Source organism: Streptococcus oralis, from assembly GCF_003943415.1.
In the GTDB taxonomy this organism is placed as follows: Bacteria; Bacillota; Bacilli; order Lactobacillales; family Streptococcaceae; genus Streptococcus; species Streptococcus oralis_BJ.
Map to the genome: position 1 here is coordinate 32,292 of NZ_RJPK01000001.1, position 17,616 is coordinate 49,907.

Sequence of the window (17,616 nt, forward strand, 5' to 3'; positions counted from 1 at the left end):
TAAAATATGGTACAATGAAAAGTACCGAGCTTCACCCGTTTGCTCTATTATTTTAGCTGAAAATGAAGGTGAAAATCGGGAATTTTTCTAGAAAAGAGTCTTAGTTGTATGAGAAAATTTAATAGCCATTCGATTCCGATTCGGCTTAATTTACTGTTTGCCATTGTTATCCTGCTCTTTATGGCCATTATTGGTCGACTCTTATACATGCAGGTACTGAATAAAGATTTCTATGAAACTAAGTTGGCTTCAGCCAGCCAGACTAGGGTGACAACCAGTTCAGCTCGAGGGCAGATTTATGATGCAACAGGGAAACCCTTGGTAGAAAACACACTCAAGCAAGTTGTTTCTTTCACACGAAATAATAAAATGACAGCAGCTGAATTGAAGGAGACGGCTAAAAAACTGCTGACTTACGTGAATGTCACTTCCCCTGAACTCACAGACCGTCAGATTGCAGACTACTACTTGGCGGACCAGGACGTATACAAAAAAACAGTCGAATCCTTACCAAGTGATAAACGCCTGGATTCAGATGGGAACCGCTTATCAGAAGCGACACTTTACAATAATGCGGTTGAAAGTGTTGACGTGAGTCAGCTTAACTATACAGATGATCAGAAAAAGGAAATCTATCTCTTTAGTCAGCTCAATGCAGTTGAAAATTTTGCGACGGGCACCATTTCAACAGATGCCTTGGATGATACTCAGGTCGCTCTTGTGGCTTCTGCATCCAAGGAATTACCGGGCATCAGTATCTCAACCTCATGGGACCGAAAAGTACTAGACACTTCTCTATCGTCTATCGTCGGTAGCGTTTCAAGTGAAAAGTCAGGTCTTCCAGCTGAGGAAGTTGACGCTTATCTCAAGAAAGGATACTCTCTCAATGACCGAGTGGGAACTTCTTATCTTGAAAAGCAATATGAAGATGTCCTCCAAGGCAAACGCTCCGTCAAGGAAATCCATCTCGACAAACATGGAAACATGGAAAGTGTGGAAAATGTCGAGGAAGGAAGCAAAGGAAACAATATCAAACTAACGATTGACCTAGCTTTCCAAAATGGAGTGGATGACCTGCTTAAGAGCTACTTCAACTCCGAGTTGAGTAATGGTGGCGCTAAATATTCGGAAGGAGTCTACGCAGTCGCTCTCAATCCTAAAACCGGTGCAGTTCTGGCGATGTCAGGTGTCAAGCATGATGTTGAATCTGGTAAATTAAGTTCAGATTCGCTTGGAACGATAACCAACGTCTTTGTGCCAGGATCTGTTGTTAAGGCAGCGACCATCAGCTCTGGTTGGGAAAATGGAGTCTTGTCAGGTAATCAAACCTTGACAGACCAGCCGATTGTTTTCCAGGGTTCGGCCCCTATCAATTCATGGTACACCTTGTCCTATGGCTCTTTCCCTATCACAGCAGTTGAGGCTCTAGAGTACTCTTCTAATACCTACATGGTTCAAACCGCGCTAGGAATCATGGGACAAACCTACACACCAAATATGACAGTCGCAACGGGACAGTTAGAGACTGCAATGGGCAAATTGCGATCAACCTTTGGGGAATATGGACTCGGAGCTTCAACAGGGATTGACCTCCCAGATGAATCTACAGGATTTACACCAAAAGAATTTGATTTGGCCAACTATCTAAATAATGCTTTTGGTCAGTTTGACAACTACACACCTATGCAGTTAGCCCAGTATGTCGCAACCATTGCAAACAATGGCGTACGTTTGGCTCCTCACATCGTTGAAGGCGTTTATGGAAACAATGACCAAGGTGGCTTAGGCAGTCTGGTTCAAGAAACAGCCACCAAGGAAATGAACAAGGTTAATATCTCAGAAGCAGATATGGCTATCTTGCAACAAGGTTTCTATCAAGTTTCGCATGGAACGAGCGCTCTGACAACTGGTCGTGCCTTTTCAAATGGCGCAGCCGTTTCCATAAGCGGGAAAACGGGAACGGCCGAAAGTTATGTTAATGGCGGTCAAAAGGCCAATAATACCAACGCAGTTGCTTATGCTCCGTCCGATAATCCTCAAATCGCGGTCGCAGTTGTCTTTCCTCATAACACCAACCTAACAAATGGTGTCGGACCTTCAATTGCGCGTGATATCATCAATCTTTATAACCAACAACATCCAATGAATTAGAAAGGAACTTATGCTGTATCCAACACCTATTGCCAAGTTAATTGATAGCTATTCGAAGCTTCCAGGTATCGGGATCAAAACGGCTACTCGTCTCGCCTTCTATACCATTGGAATGTCTGATGACGATGTCAATGAATTTGCAAAAAACCTTCTATCTGCCAAGCGGGAATTGACCTATTGTTCCATCTGTGGTCGCTTGACCGATGATGACCCTTGCTCGATCTGTACAGATCCAACTCGAGACCAGACAACCATCTTGGTGCTAGAGGATAGTCGCGATGTGGCTGCCATGGAAAATATCCAAGAATACCACGGACTCTATCATGTCTTGCACGGCCTCATTTCTCCGATGAATGGCATCAGTCCAGACGATATCAATCTCAAGAGTCTTATGACCCGTCTCATGGATAGTGAGGTTTTAGAGGTGATCGTGGCAACCAATGCGACGGCAGATGGGGAAGCGACCTCCATGTACCTATCTCGTCTCCTCAAACCAGCTGGTATCAAGGTCACTCGTCTAGCACGAGGCCTGGCCGTGGGAGCAGATATCGAGTATGCGGATGAAGTCACACTCTTACGAGCCATTGAAAATCGGACAGAGTTGTAGGAGTAAACAAATTTACGAACTCAATTCATTTATACAAGAACGGGGAGACCGAGTTTGTCGTTATCGGTCTCTTTTTATATTTCTTTACTACCAGTACCATGTTCAAGTTTCAAAAAAGAAGCAAATATGATATACTAAGGTGCGAGTATTCTATTAGAAAATAGGACAGTAATATGAAACAAACGATTATTCTTTTATACGGTGGGCGGAGTGCAGAGCGTGAAGTCTCTGTCCTATCAGCTGAGAGTGTCATGCGTGCGGTCAACTACGATCGTTTCACAGTCAAGACTTTCTTTATTAGTCAGTCAGGTGACTTTATCAAAACGCAAGAATTTAGCCAGACTCCAGGTCAAGAGGATCGTCTCATGACTAATGAGACCATTGACTGGGACAAGAAAATTGCGCCAAGTGCTATCTATGAAGAAGGTGCTGTAGTCTTTCCAGTTCTTCATGGTCCGATGGGTGAAGATGGCTCTGTCCAAGGATTTCTTGAAGTTTTGAAAATGCCTTATGTCGGTTGCAATATCTTGTCATCCAGCCTTGCCATGGATAAAATTACGACCAAGCGTGTTCTAGAATCTGTCGGGATTGCCCAAGTTCCTTATGTGGCCATAGTCGAAGGAGATGATGTGACTGCTAAAATCGCTGAAGTTGAAGAAAAATTGACTTATCCAGTCTTCACGAAGCCGTCAAACATGGGTTCAAGTGTCGGTATTTCTAAGTCTGAAAACCAAGAGGAACTCCGTCAAGCTCTAGAACTTGCCTTCCAATATGACAGCCGTGTCTTGGTAGAGCAAGGGGTGAATGCTCGTGAAATCGAGGTCGGTCTTTTGGGCAACTACGATGTGAAGAGCACGCTTCCTGGTGAAGTGGTCAAGGATGTTGCCTTTTATGACTATGATGCCAAGTATATCGATAACAAGATTACCATGGATATCCCAGCTAGAATCAGTGATGATGTGGTAGCTGTCATGCGTCAAAATGCAGAAACAGCCTTCCGTGCGATTGGTGGTCTCGGTCTGTCTCGTTGTGATTTCTTCTATACAGATAAGGGCGAGATTTTCCTAAACGAGCTCAATACCATGCCAGGTTTCACCCAGTGGTCCATGTATCCACTACTTTGGGACAATATGGGAATCAGCTACCCAGAACTAATCGAGCGTTTGGTTGACCTTGCCAAGGAAAGTTTTGACAAGCGCGAAGCGCATTTGCTATAAAAATGAAAGAGAGGGGTAGGAGCCAGAACTGTCACTGCTAGGTGATTAGAGTTCTCGGACTTCAACCCTTTTTAAAGGAGTAGAAATGAAATTAACGATCCATGAAGTTGCGCAAGCTGTTGGAGCTAAAAATGATGTTAGTCTTTTTGCGGACGCTCAGTTAGAAAAGGCTGAGTTTGACAGTCGTTTAATCACTGCTGGAGATTTGTTTGTTCCGCTCAAGGGTGCACGTGATGGTCACGACTTTATCGAAACAGCTTTTAAAAATGGTGCAGTAGTAACCTTATCCGAGAAAAAGGTTGCAAATCATCCCTACATTCTAGTAGACGACGTCTTGACTGCCTTTCAAACTCTCGCAGCCTACTATCTTGAAAAAACGGGTGTTGATGTCTTTGCTGTTACAGGTTCAAATGGCAAGACAACGACCAAGGATATGTTAGCGCACTTGCTATCAACAACCTACAAGACCTACAAGACACAAGGCAATTACAATAACGAAATTGGCCTTCCCTACACAGTTCTCCACATGCCTGAAGGGACAGAAAAGTTGGTCTTGGAGATGGGGCAGGATCACTTGGGAGATATTCATCTCTTGTCTGAATTGGCTCATCCAAAAACAGCCATCGTGACCTTGGTTGGAGAGGCTCATTTGGCCTTTTTCAAAGACCGTTCGGAGATTGCTAAAGGGAAGATGCAAATTGCTGATGGTATGGCACCAGGTTCTTTGCTTTTGGCACCAGCTGACCCGATTGTAGAGGACTACTTGCCTACAGATAAAAAAGTGGTCCGTTTTGGGCCAGGAGCTGAGTTAGAAGTCACAGACTTGATTGAGCGCAAGGATAGTCTGACCTTTAAGGCTAATTTTTTGGAACAAGCCCTCGATTTGCCAGTGACAGGTAAGTACAATGCCACCAATGCTATGATAGGTGCTTATGTGGCTCTTCAAGAAGGAGTGTCAGAGGAACAGATTCGTCAGGCTTTCCAACATCTTGAATTGACGCGTAACCGTACTGAGTGGAAGAAAGCAGCCAATGGAGCAGATATTCTGTCTGACGTATACAATGCCAATCCAACAGCTATGAAGTTGATTTTGGAGACATTCTCTGCCATCCCAGCCAACGAAGGAGGCAAGAAAATCGCTGTCTTGGCAGACATGAAGGAACTCGGCGACCAGTCTGTCCAACTCCATAACCAGATGATTTTGAGCCTATCGCCAGATGTGCTGGATACCGTTATTTTCTATGGAGAAGACATTGCCGAATTAAGCCAGCTGGCCAGTCAAATGTTCCCAATCGGCCACGTTTATTACTTCAAAAAAACAGCCGATGAGGACCAATTTGAAGACCTAGTCAAGCAGGTTAAGGAAAGCCTTGGAGCCAATGACCAAATTTTGCTCAAAGGCTCTAACTCCATGAATCTAGCCAAGTTGGTAGAAAGTTTAGAAAATGAATGCAAGTGATTTTGCCAAATATCTGCAAAGAATGCTAGCCATTACGGATACTGGATTAACCTTTACAAAAGATCCGTTTGACCGTGAGCGCTACGAAGACTTGCGAAGTCTGTTATCTGAAATGTTGAATCAGGTATCAGACCTCGATGCAGAAGAAGTGGCAGAAGTCATGAAACCGACTTCCGCTTATGCAACTCCTCTGATGGACGTCCGTGCTTGGATTGTTGAGGATGAAAAAGTATGTTTAGTTAGAGGAAAAGGAGAGGATAGTTGGGCTTTGCCAGGTGGTTTTGGTGAAGTCGGATATTCTCCAACCGAAAATATTCTTAAAGAAATTGAAGAAGAAACCGGTTTTAAAGCAAAAGCTGAAAGGTTACTTGCAGTTTTTGATACCAATCGTTTCCAACTGCAGAGCAAACAATATGCAAAGTTTGTCTTTGAATGCCAACTTCTTGACGGACAATTTCAAGAAAATCAAGAAATTGCTGAGCTTCAATTTTTTGCCATTGACCAATTGCCAGTCTTATCTGAAAAACGCATCACCAAGGAGCAAATGGAGATTCTTTGGCAGGTTTATCAGGGACAAAGAGAGCAATATATTGATTAGGTTATGCTAGAGAAGTTTTCAAATCAAAAAAGGTGTCTGTAAGGTGCATTTCTGCGACACAAATGATATAATAGGTTGCGAATTTAAGTCGCAAGTATTCTATGCTTAGTATAGAATCAAGCTTTTTCAAAAAAATTAAAAAGGTCGAGCAGTGACTTTTCTACTGCTCTGGCTAGATGAACGAGGAATAGAATATGAATTTGTGGGAACAATTATTTACCACACAGATATCAGAACCGCCCCAGTTTGAACTCCACTGGTATATTGGTTTGTTATGTTTATTGGCTCTTACTTTCTATACTTCTTATCGCTTTCGCGACAAGGTGGCTTACCAGCGCTTTATTCAGATCCTTCAGTCCCTTCAATTGATTGTTCTGTATAGCTGGTATTGGGGGAATCAAATGCCCTTATCAGAAAGTTTGCCCTTCTATCATTGTCGTATCGCAATGTTTGTCATGCTCTTGATTCCAGGTACTTCCAAGTACAAGCAATACTTTGCCCTTCTAGGAACCTTTGGAGCAACAGCAGCTCTGGCTTACCCACTCTTTGACCCTTATCCGTTTCCGCACGTGACCATCCTGTCCTTTATCATCGGGCACGTGGCACTTTTGGGGAATGCGCTCCTATACTTGTTTAAGAATTATGAAGCTTCCCTGCTCAATTTGAAAAATGTGACAGTGATTACATTTTCTCTAAATGCCTTGATAGGAGTTGTCAACTTGGTTGTAGGTGGAGATTATGGATTTTTAAATAAACCACCACTAGTGGGGAATCACGGACTATTGGCTAACTACCTCATCGTGTCCAGTGTGTTGGTAGCAGCTATCAGCTTGACTGCAAAAGTAGTAGAGGTCTTTTTGCAACAAAGAGCAGAAAAAATGATTCAAGAGAAAGCTTAAAAAGGCCTTCTCTTTTTTTGATTAAATATGCAAAATATAGCTGTAAGGATATAAAAATAATGATTGCTCCTGAGAAAATTGTTTAAAAGACTTTTACAAAAAACCTAGAGGAAATTTATGAAAAACTAAGCACGATTGGATTTTTTGTGTTATAATATTTTGTGAATAGCTGTGTCTCGTCACAGTTATTAAAAATAGAAGTGAGAAACTTGGAAGACAGAGAGGACGCAATGTAATGACTAGAGATGGTTTTTTTACAGGCTTAGATATCGGAACTAGCTCCATTAAAGTGCTGGTTGCCGAACATAGAGATGGTGAAGTAAATGTAATTGGCGTTAGCAATGCCAAGAGTAAAGGTGTCAAAGACGGGATTATCGTTGATATTGAAGCAGCTGCTTCAGCAATTAAATCCGCAATTTCCCAGGCAGAAGAGAAGGCAGGAATTTCAATCAAGTCTGTCAATGTTGGTTTACCAGCAAACCTCTTGCAGGTTGAACCAACTCAAGGAATGATTCCTGTAACATCAGATACAAAAGAAATTACAGATCAAGACGTAGAGAATGTTGTCAAATCAGCTTTGACTAAGAGCATGACGCCTGATCGTGAAGTGATTACTTTCATTCCAGAAGAATTTATCGTAGATGGCTTCCAAGGTATTCGTGACCCTCGTGGCATGATGGGGGTGCGTTTGGAAATGCGTGGTTTACTTTACACAGGACCTCGTACCATTCTTCATAACCTTCGTAAAACCGTGGAGCGCGTGGGAATTCATGTTGACAACGTCATCATCTCACCATTAGCGATTGTAAATTCAGTTCTCAATGAGGGGGAACGTGAGTTTGGCGCGACAGTGATTGATATGGGCGGTGGACAGACTACAGTTGCAACCATTCGCAATCAAGAATTGCAATTTACAAATATCTACCAAGAAGGTGGAGAATATGTCACTAAAGACATTTCCAAAGTCTTAAAGACTTCCCAAAAAATCGCAGAAAGTTTGAAACTCAACTATGGTGAAGCTTATGTTCCACTAGCAAGTAACGAGACTTTCCAAGTAGAAGTCATTGGTGAAGTAGAGCCTGTTGAAGTGACAGAAAGCTACTTGGCAGAAATTATTTCAGCACGTATCAAACATATTTTTGATCAAATTAAACAGGAGTTAGACAGAAGACACTTGTTGGATCTACCAGGTGGTATCGTTCTGATTGGCGGAAATGCGATTTTACCAGGAGTTGTCGAATTGGCGCAAGAAGTGTTTGGTGTTCGAGTGAAACTCTATGTGCCAAATCAAGTGGGAATTCGCAACCCTGCTTTTGCACATGTAATCAGCTTGTCTGAGTTTGCAGGTAAATTGACAGAAGTGAATCTTCTGGCTCAAAAGGCAGTCAGAGGAGATGAATTCCTTCGCCAAAAACCAATTAATTTTGGTGTTTCAAATCAAAGTGTAACACCGATTATACAATCAACTTCAGTGCAACCAGCTACTGCAGCAACTGAAATCACACCTGACAGTGGCCTTGCTCCAAGAGACGAATTCCAAGCAAGTTCTCAAGATAAACCTAAATTAACAGACCGTTTCCGCAGCTTGATCGGAAGCATGTTTGATGAATAAAAGAGGAAAAGAAATTATGACATTTTCATTTGATACAGCAGCTGCTCAAGGTGCAGTTATTAAAGTAATTGGTGTCGGTGGAGGCGGTGGTAATGCTATTAACCGCATGATCGACGAAGGTGTTTCAGGCGTAGAATTCATTGCAGCGAACACAGATGTACAAGCCTTAAGCAGTACAAAAGCTGAAACAGTTATCCAACTCGGACCAAAGTTGACTCGTGGCTTGGGTGCTGGAGGTCGACCTGAGGTTGGTCGTAAGGCTGCTGAAGAAAGCGAAGAAGCATTGACAGCAGCGATTAGCGGGGCAGACATGGTCTTTATCACTGCTGGTATGGGTGGTGGATCTGGTACAGGAGCTGCCCCTGTTATTGCACGTATTGCTAAAGATTTAGGTGCCCTTACAGTTGGTGTTGTGACACGTCCTTTTGGCTTTGAAGGAAGCAAACGTGGTCAGTACGCTGTAGAAGGAATCAACGAACTTCGCGAACATGTAGATACCCTATTGATCATTTCAAACAACAACTTGCTTGAAATTGTTGACAAGAAGACACCGCTTCTTGAAGCTCTTAGTGAAGCAGATAACGTCCTTCGCCAAGGTGTTCAAGGGATTACAGACTTGATTACCAACCCTGGATTGATCAACCTTGACTTTGCTGACGTGAAAACGGTTATGGCAAACAAAGGGAATGCCCTTATGGGTATCGGTATTGGCAGTGGAGAAGAGCGTGTCGTTGAAGCGGCTCGTAAAGCGATTTACTCACCACTTCTTGAAACAACCATTGACGGTGCTGAAGATGTCATTGTCAACGTTACTGGTGGTCTTGACTTGACCTTGATTGAAGCAGAAGAGGCTTCTGAAATCGTCAATCAAGCAGCAGGTCAAGGAGTGAATATCTGGCTTGGAACTTCTATTGACGAAAGCATGAAAGATGAAATTCGTGTAACAGTTGTAGCGACTGGTGTTCGTCAAGAACGTGTAGAAAAAGTTGTTGGTTCTTCAGTAAAACAAGCGGCTCGTCGTGAAGCTTCAAGACAACCGCACCCTCAAAATTTTGATCGTCATTTTGACCTAGAAGATACAGCAGAATTACCAAAACAAAGCCAACGACGCTTTGAAACAAGTCAATCTTCTGCTTTTGGTGATTGGGACTTGCGCCGTGAATCAATCGTTCGTCAAACTGATTCAGTCGTATCACCTGTAGAACGTTTCGAAGCACCGACTTATCAGGACGAAGATGAGTTGGACACACCTCCATTCTTCAAGAATCGTTAATCAATGGATTTGAAAAAAAATACAGAGTTCGTTTTTCAGCAGGTCGCTGAAGCTAGCCGAGAAGCCAATCGTGATCCAGCTTCTGTTTCAATTATTGCAGTGACAAAATATGTGGACGTAAAAACAGCGGAAGCCCTGCTTCCCCTGGGTGTTCATCATATTGGTGAAAATCGTGTTGATAAATTTTTAGAAAAATATCAGACGTTAAAAGAATTCCCTGTCACTTGGCATTTGATTGGAACGCTACAAAGACGGAAGGTCAAAGAAGTAATCCCTTTTGTGGATTACTTTCATGCTTTAGATTCCTTTAAATTGGCACAGGAGATTCAAAAGAGAACAGATCATGTTATCAAGTGTTTCCTACAGGTCAATATTTCAGGAGAAGAAAGCAAGCACGGTTTTTCAAAAGAAGAATTACTAGAACTTTTGCCGAACTTGGCTCAGCTAGATCAGATTGAGTATGTTGGTTTGATGACCATGGCTCCTTTTGAGGCAGATTCTGATGAATTGAAACAAATTTTCAAGAAAACTCAGGAACTGCAAGCAGAAATTAGGGAAAAACAAATTCCTAATATGCCGATGACAGAGTTAAGCATGGGCATGAGTCGTGACTATAAGGAAGCGATTCAATTTGGTTCGACCTTTGTTCGAATTGGCACAGCATTTTTTAAATAGGAGAGATCTATGTCTTTAAAAGATAGATTTGATAAATTTATAGATTATTTTACAGAAGATGGGGAAGAAACAACTGCGACTTATCAACCTCAGGATGAGCAGATGATTGCTTCATCGAGTTCAGCTTCTAAAGAACTGCCAGCGCAGTTTCAATCAACCACTTCAAAAGATGCCAACATCACTCGCTTACATGCTCGTCAACAAGAATTGGCTATGCAAAGTCATCGTACAGATGAAAAAGTAACGATTGATGTTCGTTATCCTAGAAAATATGAGGATGCAACAGAGATTGTGGATTTATTGGCTGGAAATGAAAGTATCTTGATTGACTTCCAGTACATGACAGAGGTTCAGGCTCGTCGTTGTCTAGACTATCTGGACGGTGCCCGTCATGTTTTGGCAGGTAATCTGAAAAAAGTTGCGAGTACAATGTATTTGTTGACACCAGTCAATGTGGTTGTGAATATTGAAGATATCAAGTTGCCTGATGATTCTCAAAGTGCAGAATTTGGTTTTGATATTAAACGAAGTAGAGCGAAATAATGATTTTTCTAATTCGTCTGATCCAAAATGCAGTGAATATCTATTCCCTGCTTTTGTTAATCTATGCACTCCTCTCTTGGTTTCCAAATTCTTACGGTAGTTCACTAGAACGTTTACTGGAAAAACTGATTAGACCGATTGTTGATCCACTTCGCCGTTTACCTTTACAATTTGGAGGTTTGGATTTATCCATTTGGCTGGCGATCTTAATCGTCCGTTTTTTGGGTGACAGCTTGATTCGTTTCTTGTTGATAATATGATGACAACTAAAGCGATTTACCAGCACTTTTCACTTGATGATGCTCCCTTTATTGATAAGGGATTAGAGTGGATCAAGCGGGTGGAAGATACTTATACTCCTGTCCTCACTGCTTTTGTCAACCCGCATCAGGAACATATATTGAAAGTTTTGGCTGGGACCTATGGACTGGGCTGTGTGAGTAGCGGAGAATATATCCATACGGAATTTGTCCGTGTCCTTCTATATCCAGACTATTTCAGTCCGACACTGTCAGATTTTGAAATGGCATTGCTAGAAATCCGTTATCCAAGTAGATTTGAACAGCTAACACATGCAAAGATTTTGGGGACAATCATCAATCAACTAGGAATTGATCGTAAGCTCTTTGGTGATATCTTGGTAGATGAAAAGAGAGCACAGATTTTTGTCAATCGTGATTTTATCCCTCTGTTTCAGGACGGGATACAACAGATTGCCAGACTACCTGTGTCGCTGGAGGAATGTCCTTTCACCGATAAAATCATATCTGAGATCAATTATCAAGAACAAGAGATTTTGATTTCCAGTTTTCGTTTGGATGCCCTCTTATCAAGTGCCTTGAAATTATCCAGAAAGCAGGCTAGTCAACTCATAGAGAAAAAATCTGTTCAGGTAAACTACCACCCCATTGAAAAATTAGATTATCTAGTAGCTGTAGGGGATTTGATTAGTGTGAGAAAGTTTGGTCGTCTGAAGATTGTCAAAGAAAATGGGCAAACTAAAAGGGATAAGATAAAACTGACTATCCAATTATTATTAAGTAAGTGAGGAAAAGTATGCCAATTACATCATTAGAAATTAAAGATAAAACCTTTTCTACGAAATTCAGAGGGTTTGATCCAGAAGAAGTAGATGAATTTCTTGATATTGTTGTTCGTGATTACGAGGACTTAGTTCGCAATAATCACGAAATGGAAAGACACATTAGAAGTTTAGAAGAGCGCTTGTCTTACTTTGATGAGATGAAGGATTCGTTGAGCCAGTCTGTTTTGATTGCTCAAGATACGGCTGAACGTGTAAAGCAAGCTGCTCAAGAGCGCTCAAACAATATTATTCAACAGGCTGAGCAAGATGCCCAGCGCCTCCTTGAAGAGGCAAAGTACAAGGCTAATGAAATCCTACGTCTGGCAACAGATAATGCTAAGAAAGTAGCTGTTGAGACAGAGGAATTGAAAAACAAAAGCCGTGTATTTCATCAACGTCTCAAATCTACGATTGAGAGCCAGTTGGCAATTGTCGAATCTTCAGATTGGGAAGACATTCTTCGTCCGACTGCGACTTATCTCCAAACAAGTGATGAAGCCTTTAAGGAAGTTGTAGGAGAGGTCTTGGGAGAAGCTGTTCCTTCGCAACCAGAAGAAGAGCCGATTGATGTGACTCGCCAATTTTCACCTGAAGAAATGGCTGAGTTACAAGCCCGCATCGAAGCAGGTAACAAAGAATTAGCTGAGTTTGAAGCTCAGCAGGCTAACAGTCAAGCGGAAAATCCTGTGTTAGACATCGATACGCTTGTAGAAGAGATACAGTCTCATTCAGTTGAGCCACAACATGAGGATTCAGAAATCGTGACAGAGTATTTCTCAGTATCGCCATCAGCAACTGGAACTGCTTCTTCAACTACTAGACATGAAGCACAACAAGAATCCGTTACAATATTATAAGAAATAAATGTGAGAACAAGATCTAACCAACTATATTTCCAGCGAGTAGGAGACGGTGTGAGTCCTGCAATCCCTAGTGGTGAGATTATCCTCTCAAGCAATCCAGTCTGAAATTAGTAAGGCTGGACGTTTCCCACGTTACGGGACAAGAGGGGAAAAGACAAAGTCTTTTTCCGAACAAAGGTGGTACCACGATTTTCGTCCTTTTTAGCGATTCGTGGTTTTTAATTTGTCTATATAATAAAGGAGATATAATGAAACTCAAAGATACCCTAAATCTTGGAAAAACTGAATTTCCAATGCGTGCTGGACTTCCTACTAAAGAACCAATCTGGCAAAAGGAATGGGAAGATGCAAAACTTTACCAACGCCGTCAAGAATTGAACCAGGGAAAACCGCATTTCACCTTGCATGATGGACCTCCTTATGCAAACGGAAATATCCACGTTGGACACGCTATGAACAAGATTTCTAAAGATATTATTGTTCGTTCTAAGTCTATGTCAGGTTTTTATGCGCCTTATATTCCAGGTTGGGATACACATGGTCTGCCAATCGAGCAAGTTTTGGCGAAACAAGGTGTCAAACGTAAAGAAATGGACTTGGTTGAGTACTTGAAACTTTGCCGTGACTATGCTCTTTCTCAAGTAGATAAGCAACGCGAAGACTTTAAACGTTTAGGTGTTTCTGGTGACTGGGAAAATCCTTATGTGACCTTGACTCCAGACTATGAAGCGGCTCAAATCCGTGTCTTTGGTGAAATGGCTAAAAAAGGCTATATCTACCGTGGTGCCAAGCCAGTTTACTGGTCATGGTCATCTGAGTCAGCCCTTGCAGAAGCGGAAATTGAATACCATGACTTGGTTTCAACTTCTCTTTACTATGCTAATAAGGTTAAAGATGGCAAAGGTGTTCTAGACACTGATACTTATATTGTTGTTTGGACAACAACTCCATTTACCATCACAGCTTCTCGTGGTTTGACAGTTGGAGCGGATATTGATTATGTATTGGTACAACCAGCTGGCGAAGCTCGTAAGTTTGTAGTTGCTTCAGAATTGTTGAATAGTTTGTCTGAAAAGTTTGGCTGGGCTGATGTTCAAGTTTTGGCGACTTATCGTGGTCAAGAATTGAACCACATCGTGACAGTTCACCCATGGGATACAGCAGTAGATGAACTGGTGATCCTTGGTGACCACGTTACAACAGACTCTGGTACTGGTATCGTCCATACAGCCCCTGGTTTTGGTGAGGATGACTACAATGTCGGTGTTGCCAACGGTCTTGAAGTTGCTGTAACGGTTAATGAACGCGGTATCATGATGGCAAATGCAGGTGCTGAGTTCGAAGGTCAATTTTACGACAAGGTGGTACCAACTGTTATCGAGAAACTTGGTAATCTTCTCCTTGCCCAAGAAGAAATCTCTCACTCCTATCCATTTGACTGGCGTACCAAGAAACCAATCATCTGGCGTGCAGTGCCACAATGGTTTGCTTCTGTATCAAAATTCCGCCAAGAAATCTTGGATGAAATTGAAAAAGTGAAATTCCATTCAGAATGGGGTAAAGTGCGTCTTTACAATATGATTCGTGACCGTGGCGACTGGGTTATCTCTCGTCAACGTGCTTGGGGAGTTCCACTTCCTATCTTCTATGCAGAAGACGGCACACCAATCATGACTGCTGAAACGATCGAGCACGTGGCTCGACTCTTTGAGGAACACGGTTCAATCATTTGGTGGGAACGTGATGCCAAAGACCTCTTGCCAGAAGGATTTACCCATCCAGGTTCACCAAATGGCGAGTTCAAGAAAGAAACAGACATCATGGACGTTTGGTTTGACTCAGGTTCATCATGGAATGGAGTGGTGGTCAACCGTCCAGAACTCAAATACCCAGCAGATCTTTACCTGGAAGGTTCTGACCAATACCGTGGTTGGTTCAACTCATCGCTTATCACATCTGTTGCCAACCATGGCGTGGCTCCTTACAAACAAATCTTATCACAAGGTTTTGCCCTTGATGGTAAAGGTGAGAAGATGTCTAAATCCCTTGGAAATACGATTGCTCCAAGCGATGTAGAAAAACAATTTGGTGCGGAAATCTTGCGCCTCTGGGTAACAAGTGTTGACTCAAGCAACGACGTGCGTATCTCTATGGATATCTTGAGCCAAGTCTCTGAAACCTACCGTAAGATTCGTAACACTCTTCGTTTCTTGATTGCCAACACTTCTGACTTTAACCCAGTTGAGGATACTGTAGCGTACCCAGAGCTTCGTTCTGTTGATAAGTACATGACTATCCGCTTTAACCAGCTTGTTAAGACTATTCGTGAAGCCTATGCTGACTTCGAATTCTTGACTATCTACAAGGCCTTGGTGAACTTTATCAATGTTGATTTGTCAGCCTTCTACCTTGACTTTGCTAAAGACGTTGTCTACATCGAAGGTGCAAAATCACTCGAACGCCGTCAAATGCAGACTGTCTTCTATGACATCCTTGTTAAAATCACCAAACTCTTGACACCAATCCTTCCTCATACTGCGGAAGAAATCTGGTCATATCTTGAGTTTGAAGCTGAAGACTTCGTTCAATTGTCAGAATTACCAGAAGCTCAAACCTTTGCTAACCAAGAAGAAATCTTGGATACATGGGCAGCTTTCATGGACTTCCGTGGACAAGCTCAAAAAGCCTTGGAAGAAGCTCGTAATGCAAAAGTTATCGGGAAATCACTCGAAGCTCACTTGACAGTTTATCCAAATGAAGTCGTGAAAACTCTTCTTGGAGCGGTGGATAGTAATGTAGCTCAACTCTTGATCGTGTCAGACTTGACTATTGCAGAAGGACCAGCTCCAGAAGGCGCAGTTAGCTTTGAGGATGTTGCCTTCACAGTTGAACGCGCTGCAGGTGAAGTTTGTGACCGTTGCCGTCGTATCGATCCAACTACTGCTGAACGCAGTTACCATGCAGTTATCTGTGACCACTGTGCAAGCATCGTAGAAGAAAACTTTGCGGATGCAGTCGCAGAAGGATTTGAAGCGAAATAATCAGAATAGACTGAGAAAGGTCGCTAAAATCATAAAAACGCGTAATATCAAGAGTTCAAGTGCTTTGATATTATGCGTTTTATCATGGGAAAATTTACTAGTCCATTTCCTCAAATGAAGTTCTTCCTGGCCTGTCCGTGTAGATAATTAACATAATCAACTATTCAGTTTTCTCATAATTTTATATTTCCACTAATTATAAAGAGACTATAGAACTTAAAATTATTTTTTGAAAATCAATATTTATTATAAAATTTTATAAGACTGTTTAATTTTTAGATAAATTATGATTGAATAATACCTATAAAAATTTTAAGGAGATTATTATGAAAACAAATACACTTGCTCGTGTAAACGCTATTTTTGGTCTTATTTCAGGAATTGTATTGCTTTTAGGGCCAGTCATCATGTTTATCATGGCTATTGGAGCTGCTGCGGCAACTGAAGACGCAGATGTAACGGTTGGGACATTGACAGGGCTCTCAATTATTTTGTCATTGGTTAAAATTGCTGTTTTAGTATTGGGAATTGTGGCTATAGTTTATTATAAAGATGATGAACGTGTTACGAATGCACCTTCTGTTTTGCTCATTGTAGGTGGTGCGGTCGGCTTGATTCCATTTTTGGGATGGGTAGGTGGAATTTTAACCATTATTGGTGGTTCACTTTACTTTGGAACATTGAAAAAATTTGTAATTGAAGAGTAGTAGTTTTCCAATTATTTGGACGGGACTATTTCATCGTCTATCGAGAACAATTATGATAGTGTGATAAAGAGAAGACTGATAAGCTCTTCTCTTTTTAGTTGATTTTGACTAGCTTTTTTGTGAAAAATTGTGTAAAATAGAATAGATAAACGAGGGGAAACCTCGAAAAATAAAAGGAGAATCCATCTAATGGTAAAATTGGTTTTTGCTCGCCACGGTGAGTCTGAATGGAACAAAGCTAACCTTTTCACTGGTTGGGCTGATGTTGATTTGTCTGAAAAAGGAACACAACAAGCGATTGACGCTGGTAAATTGATCAAAGAAGCTGGTATCGAATTTGACCAAGCTTACACTTCAGTATTGAAACGTGCGATCAAAACTACAAACTTGGCTCTTGAAGCTGCTGACCAATTGTGGGTTCCAGTTGAAAAATCATGGCGCTTGAACGAACGTCACTACGGTGGGTTGACTGGTAAAAACAAGGCTGAAGCTGCTGAACAATTTGGTGATGAGCAAGTACACATCTGGCGTCGTTCATACGATGTATTGCCTCCAAACATGGACCGTGACGATGAGCACTCAGCGCACACTGACCGTCGTTACGCTTCACTTGACGACTCAGTTATCCCAGATGCTGAAAACTTGAAAGTAACTTTGGAACGTGCCCTTCCATTCTGGGAAGATAAAATCGCTCCAGCTCTTAAAGATGGTAAAAACGTATTTGTAGGAGCTCACGGTAACTCAATCCGTGCCCTTGTAAAACACATCAAACGCTTGTCAGATGACGAAATCATGGACGTGGAAATCCCTAACTTCCCACCATTGGTATTCGAATTTGATGAAAAATTGAACGTAGTTGCTGAATACTACCTTGGAAAATAATCTAT

The 17,616-nt window shown here is 41.8% G+C and carries 16 protein-coding genes; all 16 read left to right on the forward strand.

Features of this window, described 5'->3' with window-relative positions; genetic code table 11:
* Window positions 1-108 precede the first annotated feature (108 nt).
* The 16 genes from pbp2b (at window position 109) to D8801_RS00225 (ending at window position 17,611) form a co-directional block, all read left to right on the forward strand.
* Window positions 109-2,151 carry a penicillin-binding protein PBP2B gene (pbp2b, locus tag D8801_RS00150; RefSeq protein WP_125846997.1) on the forward strand — a complete coding sequence of 681 codons (2,043 nt, stop codon included), beginning with the start codon at window positions 109-111 and terminating at the stop codon, window positions 2,149-2,151.
* Between the two features lie 10 nt (window positions 2,152-2,161).
* Window positions 2,162-2,758: a recombination mediator RecR gene (recR, locus tag D8801_RS00155; RefSeq protein ID WP_050200888.1), complete on the forward strand. Its 597-nt coding sequence runs from the start codon at window positions 2,162-2,164 to the stop codon at window positions 2,756-2,758.
* 173 nt (window positions 2,759-2,931) lie between these two features.
* Window positions 2,932-3,975 carry a D-alanine--D-alanine ligase gene (locus D8801_RS00160; RefSeq protein WP_000814680.1) on the forward strand — a complete coding sequence of 348 codons (1,044 nt, stop codon included), beginning with the start codon at window positions 2,932-2,934 and terminating at the stop codon, window positions 3,973-3,975.
* An 85-nt stretch (window positions 3,976-4,060) separates the two neighbouring features.
* Window positions 4,061-5,434, forward strand: a complete 1,374-nt coding sequence (locus D8801_RS00165) for a UDP-N-acetylmuramoyl-tripeptide--D-alanyl-D-alanine ligase (RefSeq protein WP_125846999.1) — start codon at window positions 4,061-4,063, stop codon at window positions 5,432-5,434.
* Window positions 5,421-6,032 carry an NUDIX hydrolase N-terminal domain-containing protein gene (locus tag D8801_RS00170; RefSeq protein ID WP_125847001.1) on the forward strand — a complete coding sequence of 204 codons (612 nt, stop codon included), beginning with the start codon at window positions 5,421-5,423 and terminating at the stop codon, window positions 6,030-6,032. The genes D8801_RS00165 and D8801_RS00170 overlap by 14 nt, the downstream gene beginning before the upstream one ends.
* 194 nt (window positions 6,033-6,226) lie before the next feature.
* Window positions 6,227-6,931, forward strand: a complete 705-nt coding sequence (locus D8801_RS00175) for a YwaF family protein (protein ID WP_125847003.1) — start codon at window positions 6,227-6,229, stop codon at window positions 6,929-6,931.
* A gap of 235 nt (window positions 6,932-7,166) precedes the next feature.
* Window positions 7,167-8,543, forward strand: a complete 1,377-nt coding sequence (ftsA, locus tag D8801_RS00180; RefSeq protein ID WP_125847005.1) for a cell division protein FtsA — start codon at window positions 7,167-7,169, stop codon at window positions 8,541-8,543.
* Between the two features lie 16 nt (window positions 8,544-8,559).
* A complete protein-coding gene (gene ftsZ, locus D8801_RS00185; protein WP_084976373.1) occupies window positions 8,560-9,816 on the forward strand; it encodes a cell division protein FtsZ in 1,257 nt (418 codons plus the stop codon).
* A 3-nt stretch (window positions 9,817-9,819) separates the two neighbouring features.
* The gene (locus D8801_RS00190; RefSeq protein WP_125424589.1) at window positions 9,820-10,491 is read left to right on the forward strand and encodes a YggS family pyridoxal phosphate-dependent enzyme; all 672 of its coding nucleotides are present in this window, start codon (window positions 9,820-9,822) and stop codon (window positions 10,489-10,491) included.
* Between the two features lie 9 nt (window positions 10,492-10,500).
* Complete coding sequence (locus D8801_RS00195) at window positions 10,501-11,034, forward strand: cell division protein SepF (RefSeq protein WP_000053360.1); 534 nt, start codon at window positions 10,501-10,503, stop codon at window positions 11,032-11,034.
* Window positions 11,034-11,294 (forward strand): YggT family protein, encoded by a 261-nt coding sequence (locus D8801_RS00200; protein ID WP_125424590.1) that lies wholly within the window; start codon window positions 11,034-11,036, stop codon window positions 11,292-11,294. The genes D8801_RS00195 and D8801_RS00200 overlap by 1 nt, the downstream gene beginning before the upstream one ends.
* Window positions 11,291-12,082 carry a YlmH family RNA-binding protein gene (locus D8801_RS00205; protein ID WP_125424591.1) on the forward strand — a complete coding sequence of 264 codons (792 nt, stop codon included), beginning with the start codon at window positions 11,291-11,293 and terminating at the stop codon, window positions 12,080-12,082. The genes D8801_RS00200 and D8801_RS00205 overlap by 4 nt, the downstream gene beginning before the upstream one ends.
* Before the next feature lie 8 nt (window positions 12,083-12,090).
* Complete coding sequence (locus D8801_RS00210; protein WP_125847007.1) at window positions 12,091-12,975, forward strand: DivIVA domain-containing protein; 885 nt, start codon at window positions 12,091-12,093, stop codon at window positions 12,973-12,975.
* 254 nt (window positions 12,976-13,229) lie between these two features.
* Window positions 13,230-16,022: an isoleucine--tRNA ligase gene (ileS, locus tag D8801_RS00215; RefSeq protein ID WP_125847010.1), complete on the forward strand. Its 2,793-nt coding sequence runs from the start codon at window positions 13,230-13,232 to the stop codon at window positions 16,020-16,022.
* Window positions 16,023-16,348: 326 nt separating this feature from the next.
* Complete coding sequence (locus D8801_RS00220) at window positions 16,349-16,729, forward strand: hypothetical protein (protein WP_125847012.1); 381 nt, start codon at window positions 16,349-16,351, stop codon at window positions 16,727-16,729.
* A 189-nt stretch (window positions 16,730-16,918) separates the two neighbouring features.
* Window positions 16,919-17,611, forward strand: coding sequence for a phosphoglycerate mutase (locus D8801_RS00225; protein WP_045498451.1), 693 nt, complete (start codon window positions 16,919-16,921; stop codon window positions 17,609-17,611).
* Window positions 17,612-17,616: the final 5 nt, after the last annotated feature.

Excerpts from the sequence above, each read along its gene's own strand:
- ftsZ (WP_084976373.1), top strand. The coding sequence starts at position 8,560 with ATGACATTTTCATTTGATACAGCAGCTGCTCAAGGTGCAGTTATTAAA.
- D8801_RS00225 (WP_045498451.1), top strand. The coding sequence starts at position 16,919 with ATGGTAAAATTGGTTTTTGCTCGCCACGGTGAGTCTGAATGGAACAAA.
- ileS (WP_125847010.1), top strand. The coding sequence starts at position 13,230 with ATGAAACTCAAAGATACCCTAAATCTTGGAAAAACTGAATTTCCAATG.
- D8801_RS00220 (WP_125847012.1), top strand. The coding sequence starts at position 16,349 with ATGAAAACAAATACACTTGCTCGTGTAAACGCTATTTTTGGTCTTATT.
- D8801_RS00170 (WP_125847001.1), top strand. The coding sequence starts at position 5,421 with ATGAATGCAAGTGATTTTGCCAAATATCTGCAAAGAATGCTAGCCATT.
- D8801_RS00175 (WP_125847003.1), top strand. The coding sequence starts at position 6,227 with ATGAATTTGTGGGAACAATTATTTACCACACAGATATCAGAACCGCCC.
- recR (WP_050200888.1), top strand. The coding sequence starts at position 2,162 with ATGCTGTATCCAACACCTATTGCCAAGTTAATTGATAGCTATTCGAAG.
- D8801_RS00205 (WP_125424591.1), top strand. The coding sequence starts at position 11,291 with ATGATGACAACTAAAGCGATTTACCAGCACTTTTCACTTGATGATGCT.
- D8801_RS00195 (WP_000053360.1), top strand. The coding sequence starts at position 10,501 with ATGTCTTTAAAAGATAGATTTGATAAATTTATAGATTATTTTACAGAA.
- D8801_RS00200 (WP_125424590.1), top strand. The coding sequence starts at position 11,034 with ATGATTTTTCTAATTCGTCTGATCCAAAATGCAGTGAATATCTATTCC.
- ftsA (WP_125847005.1), top strand. The coding sequence starts at position 7,167 with ATGACTAGAGATGGTTTTTTTACAGGCTTAGATATCGGAACTAGCTCC.
- D8801_RS00160 (WP_000814680.1), top strand. The coding sequence starts at position 2,932 with ATGAAACAAACGATTATTCTTTTATACGGTGGGCGGAGTGCAGAGCGT.
- D8801_RS00190 (WP_125424589.1), top strand. The coding sequence starts at position 9,820 with ATGGATTTGAAAAAAAATACAGAGTTCGTTTTTCAGCAGGTCGCTGAA.
- pbp2b (WP_125846997.1), top strand. The coding sequence starts at position 109 with ATGAGAAAATTTAATAGCCATTCGATTCCGATTCGGCTTAATTTACTG.
- D8801_RS00210 (WP_125847007.1), top strand. The coding sequence starts at position 12,091 with ATGCCAATTACATCATTAGAAATTAAAGATAAAACCTTTTCTACGAAA.
- D8801_RS00165 (WP_125846999.1), top strand. The coding sequence starts at position 4,061 with ATGAAATTAACGATCCATGAAGTTGCGCAAGCTGTTGGAGCTAAAAAT.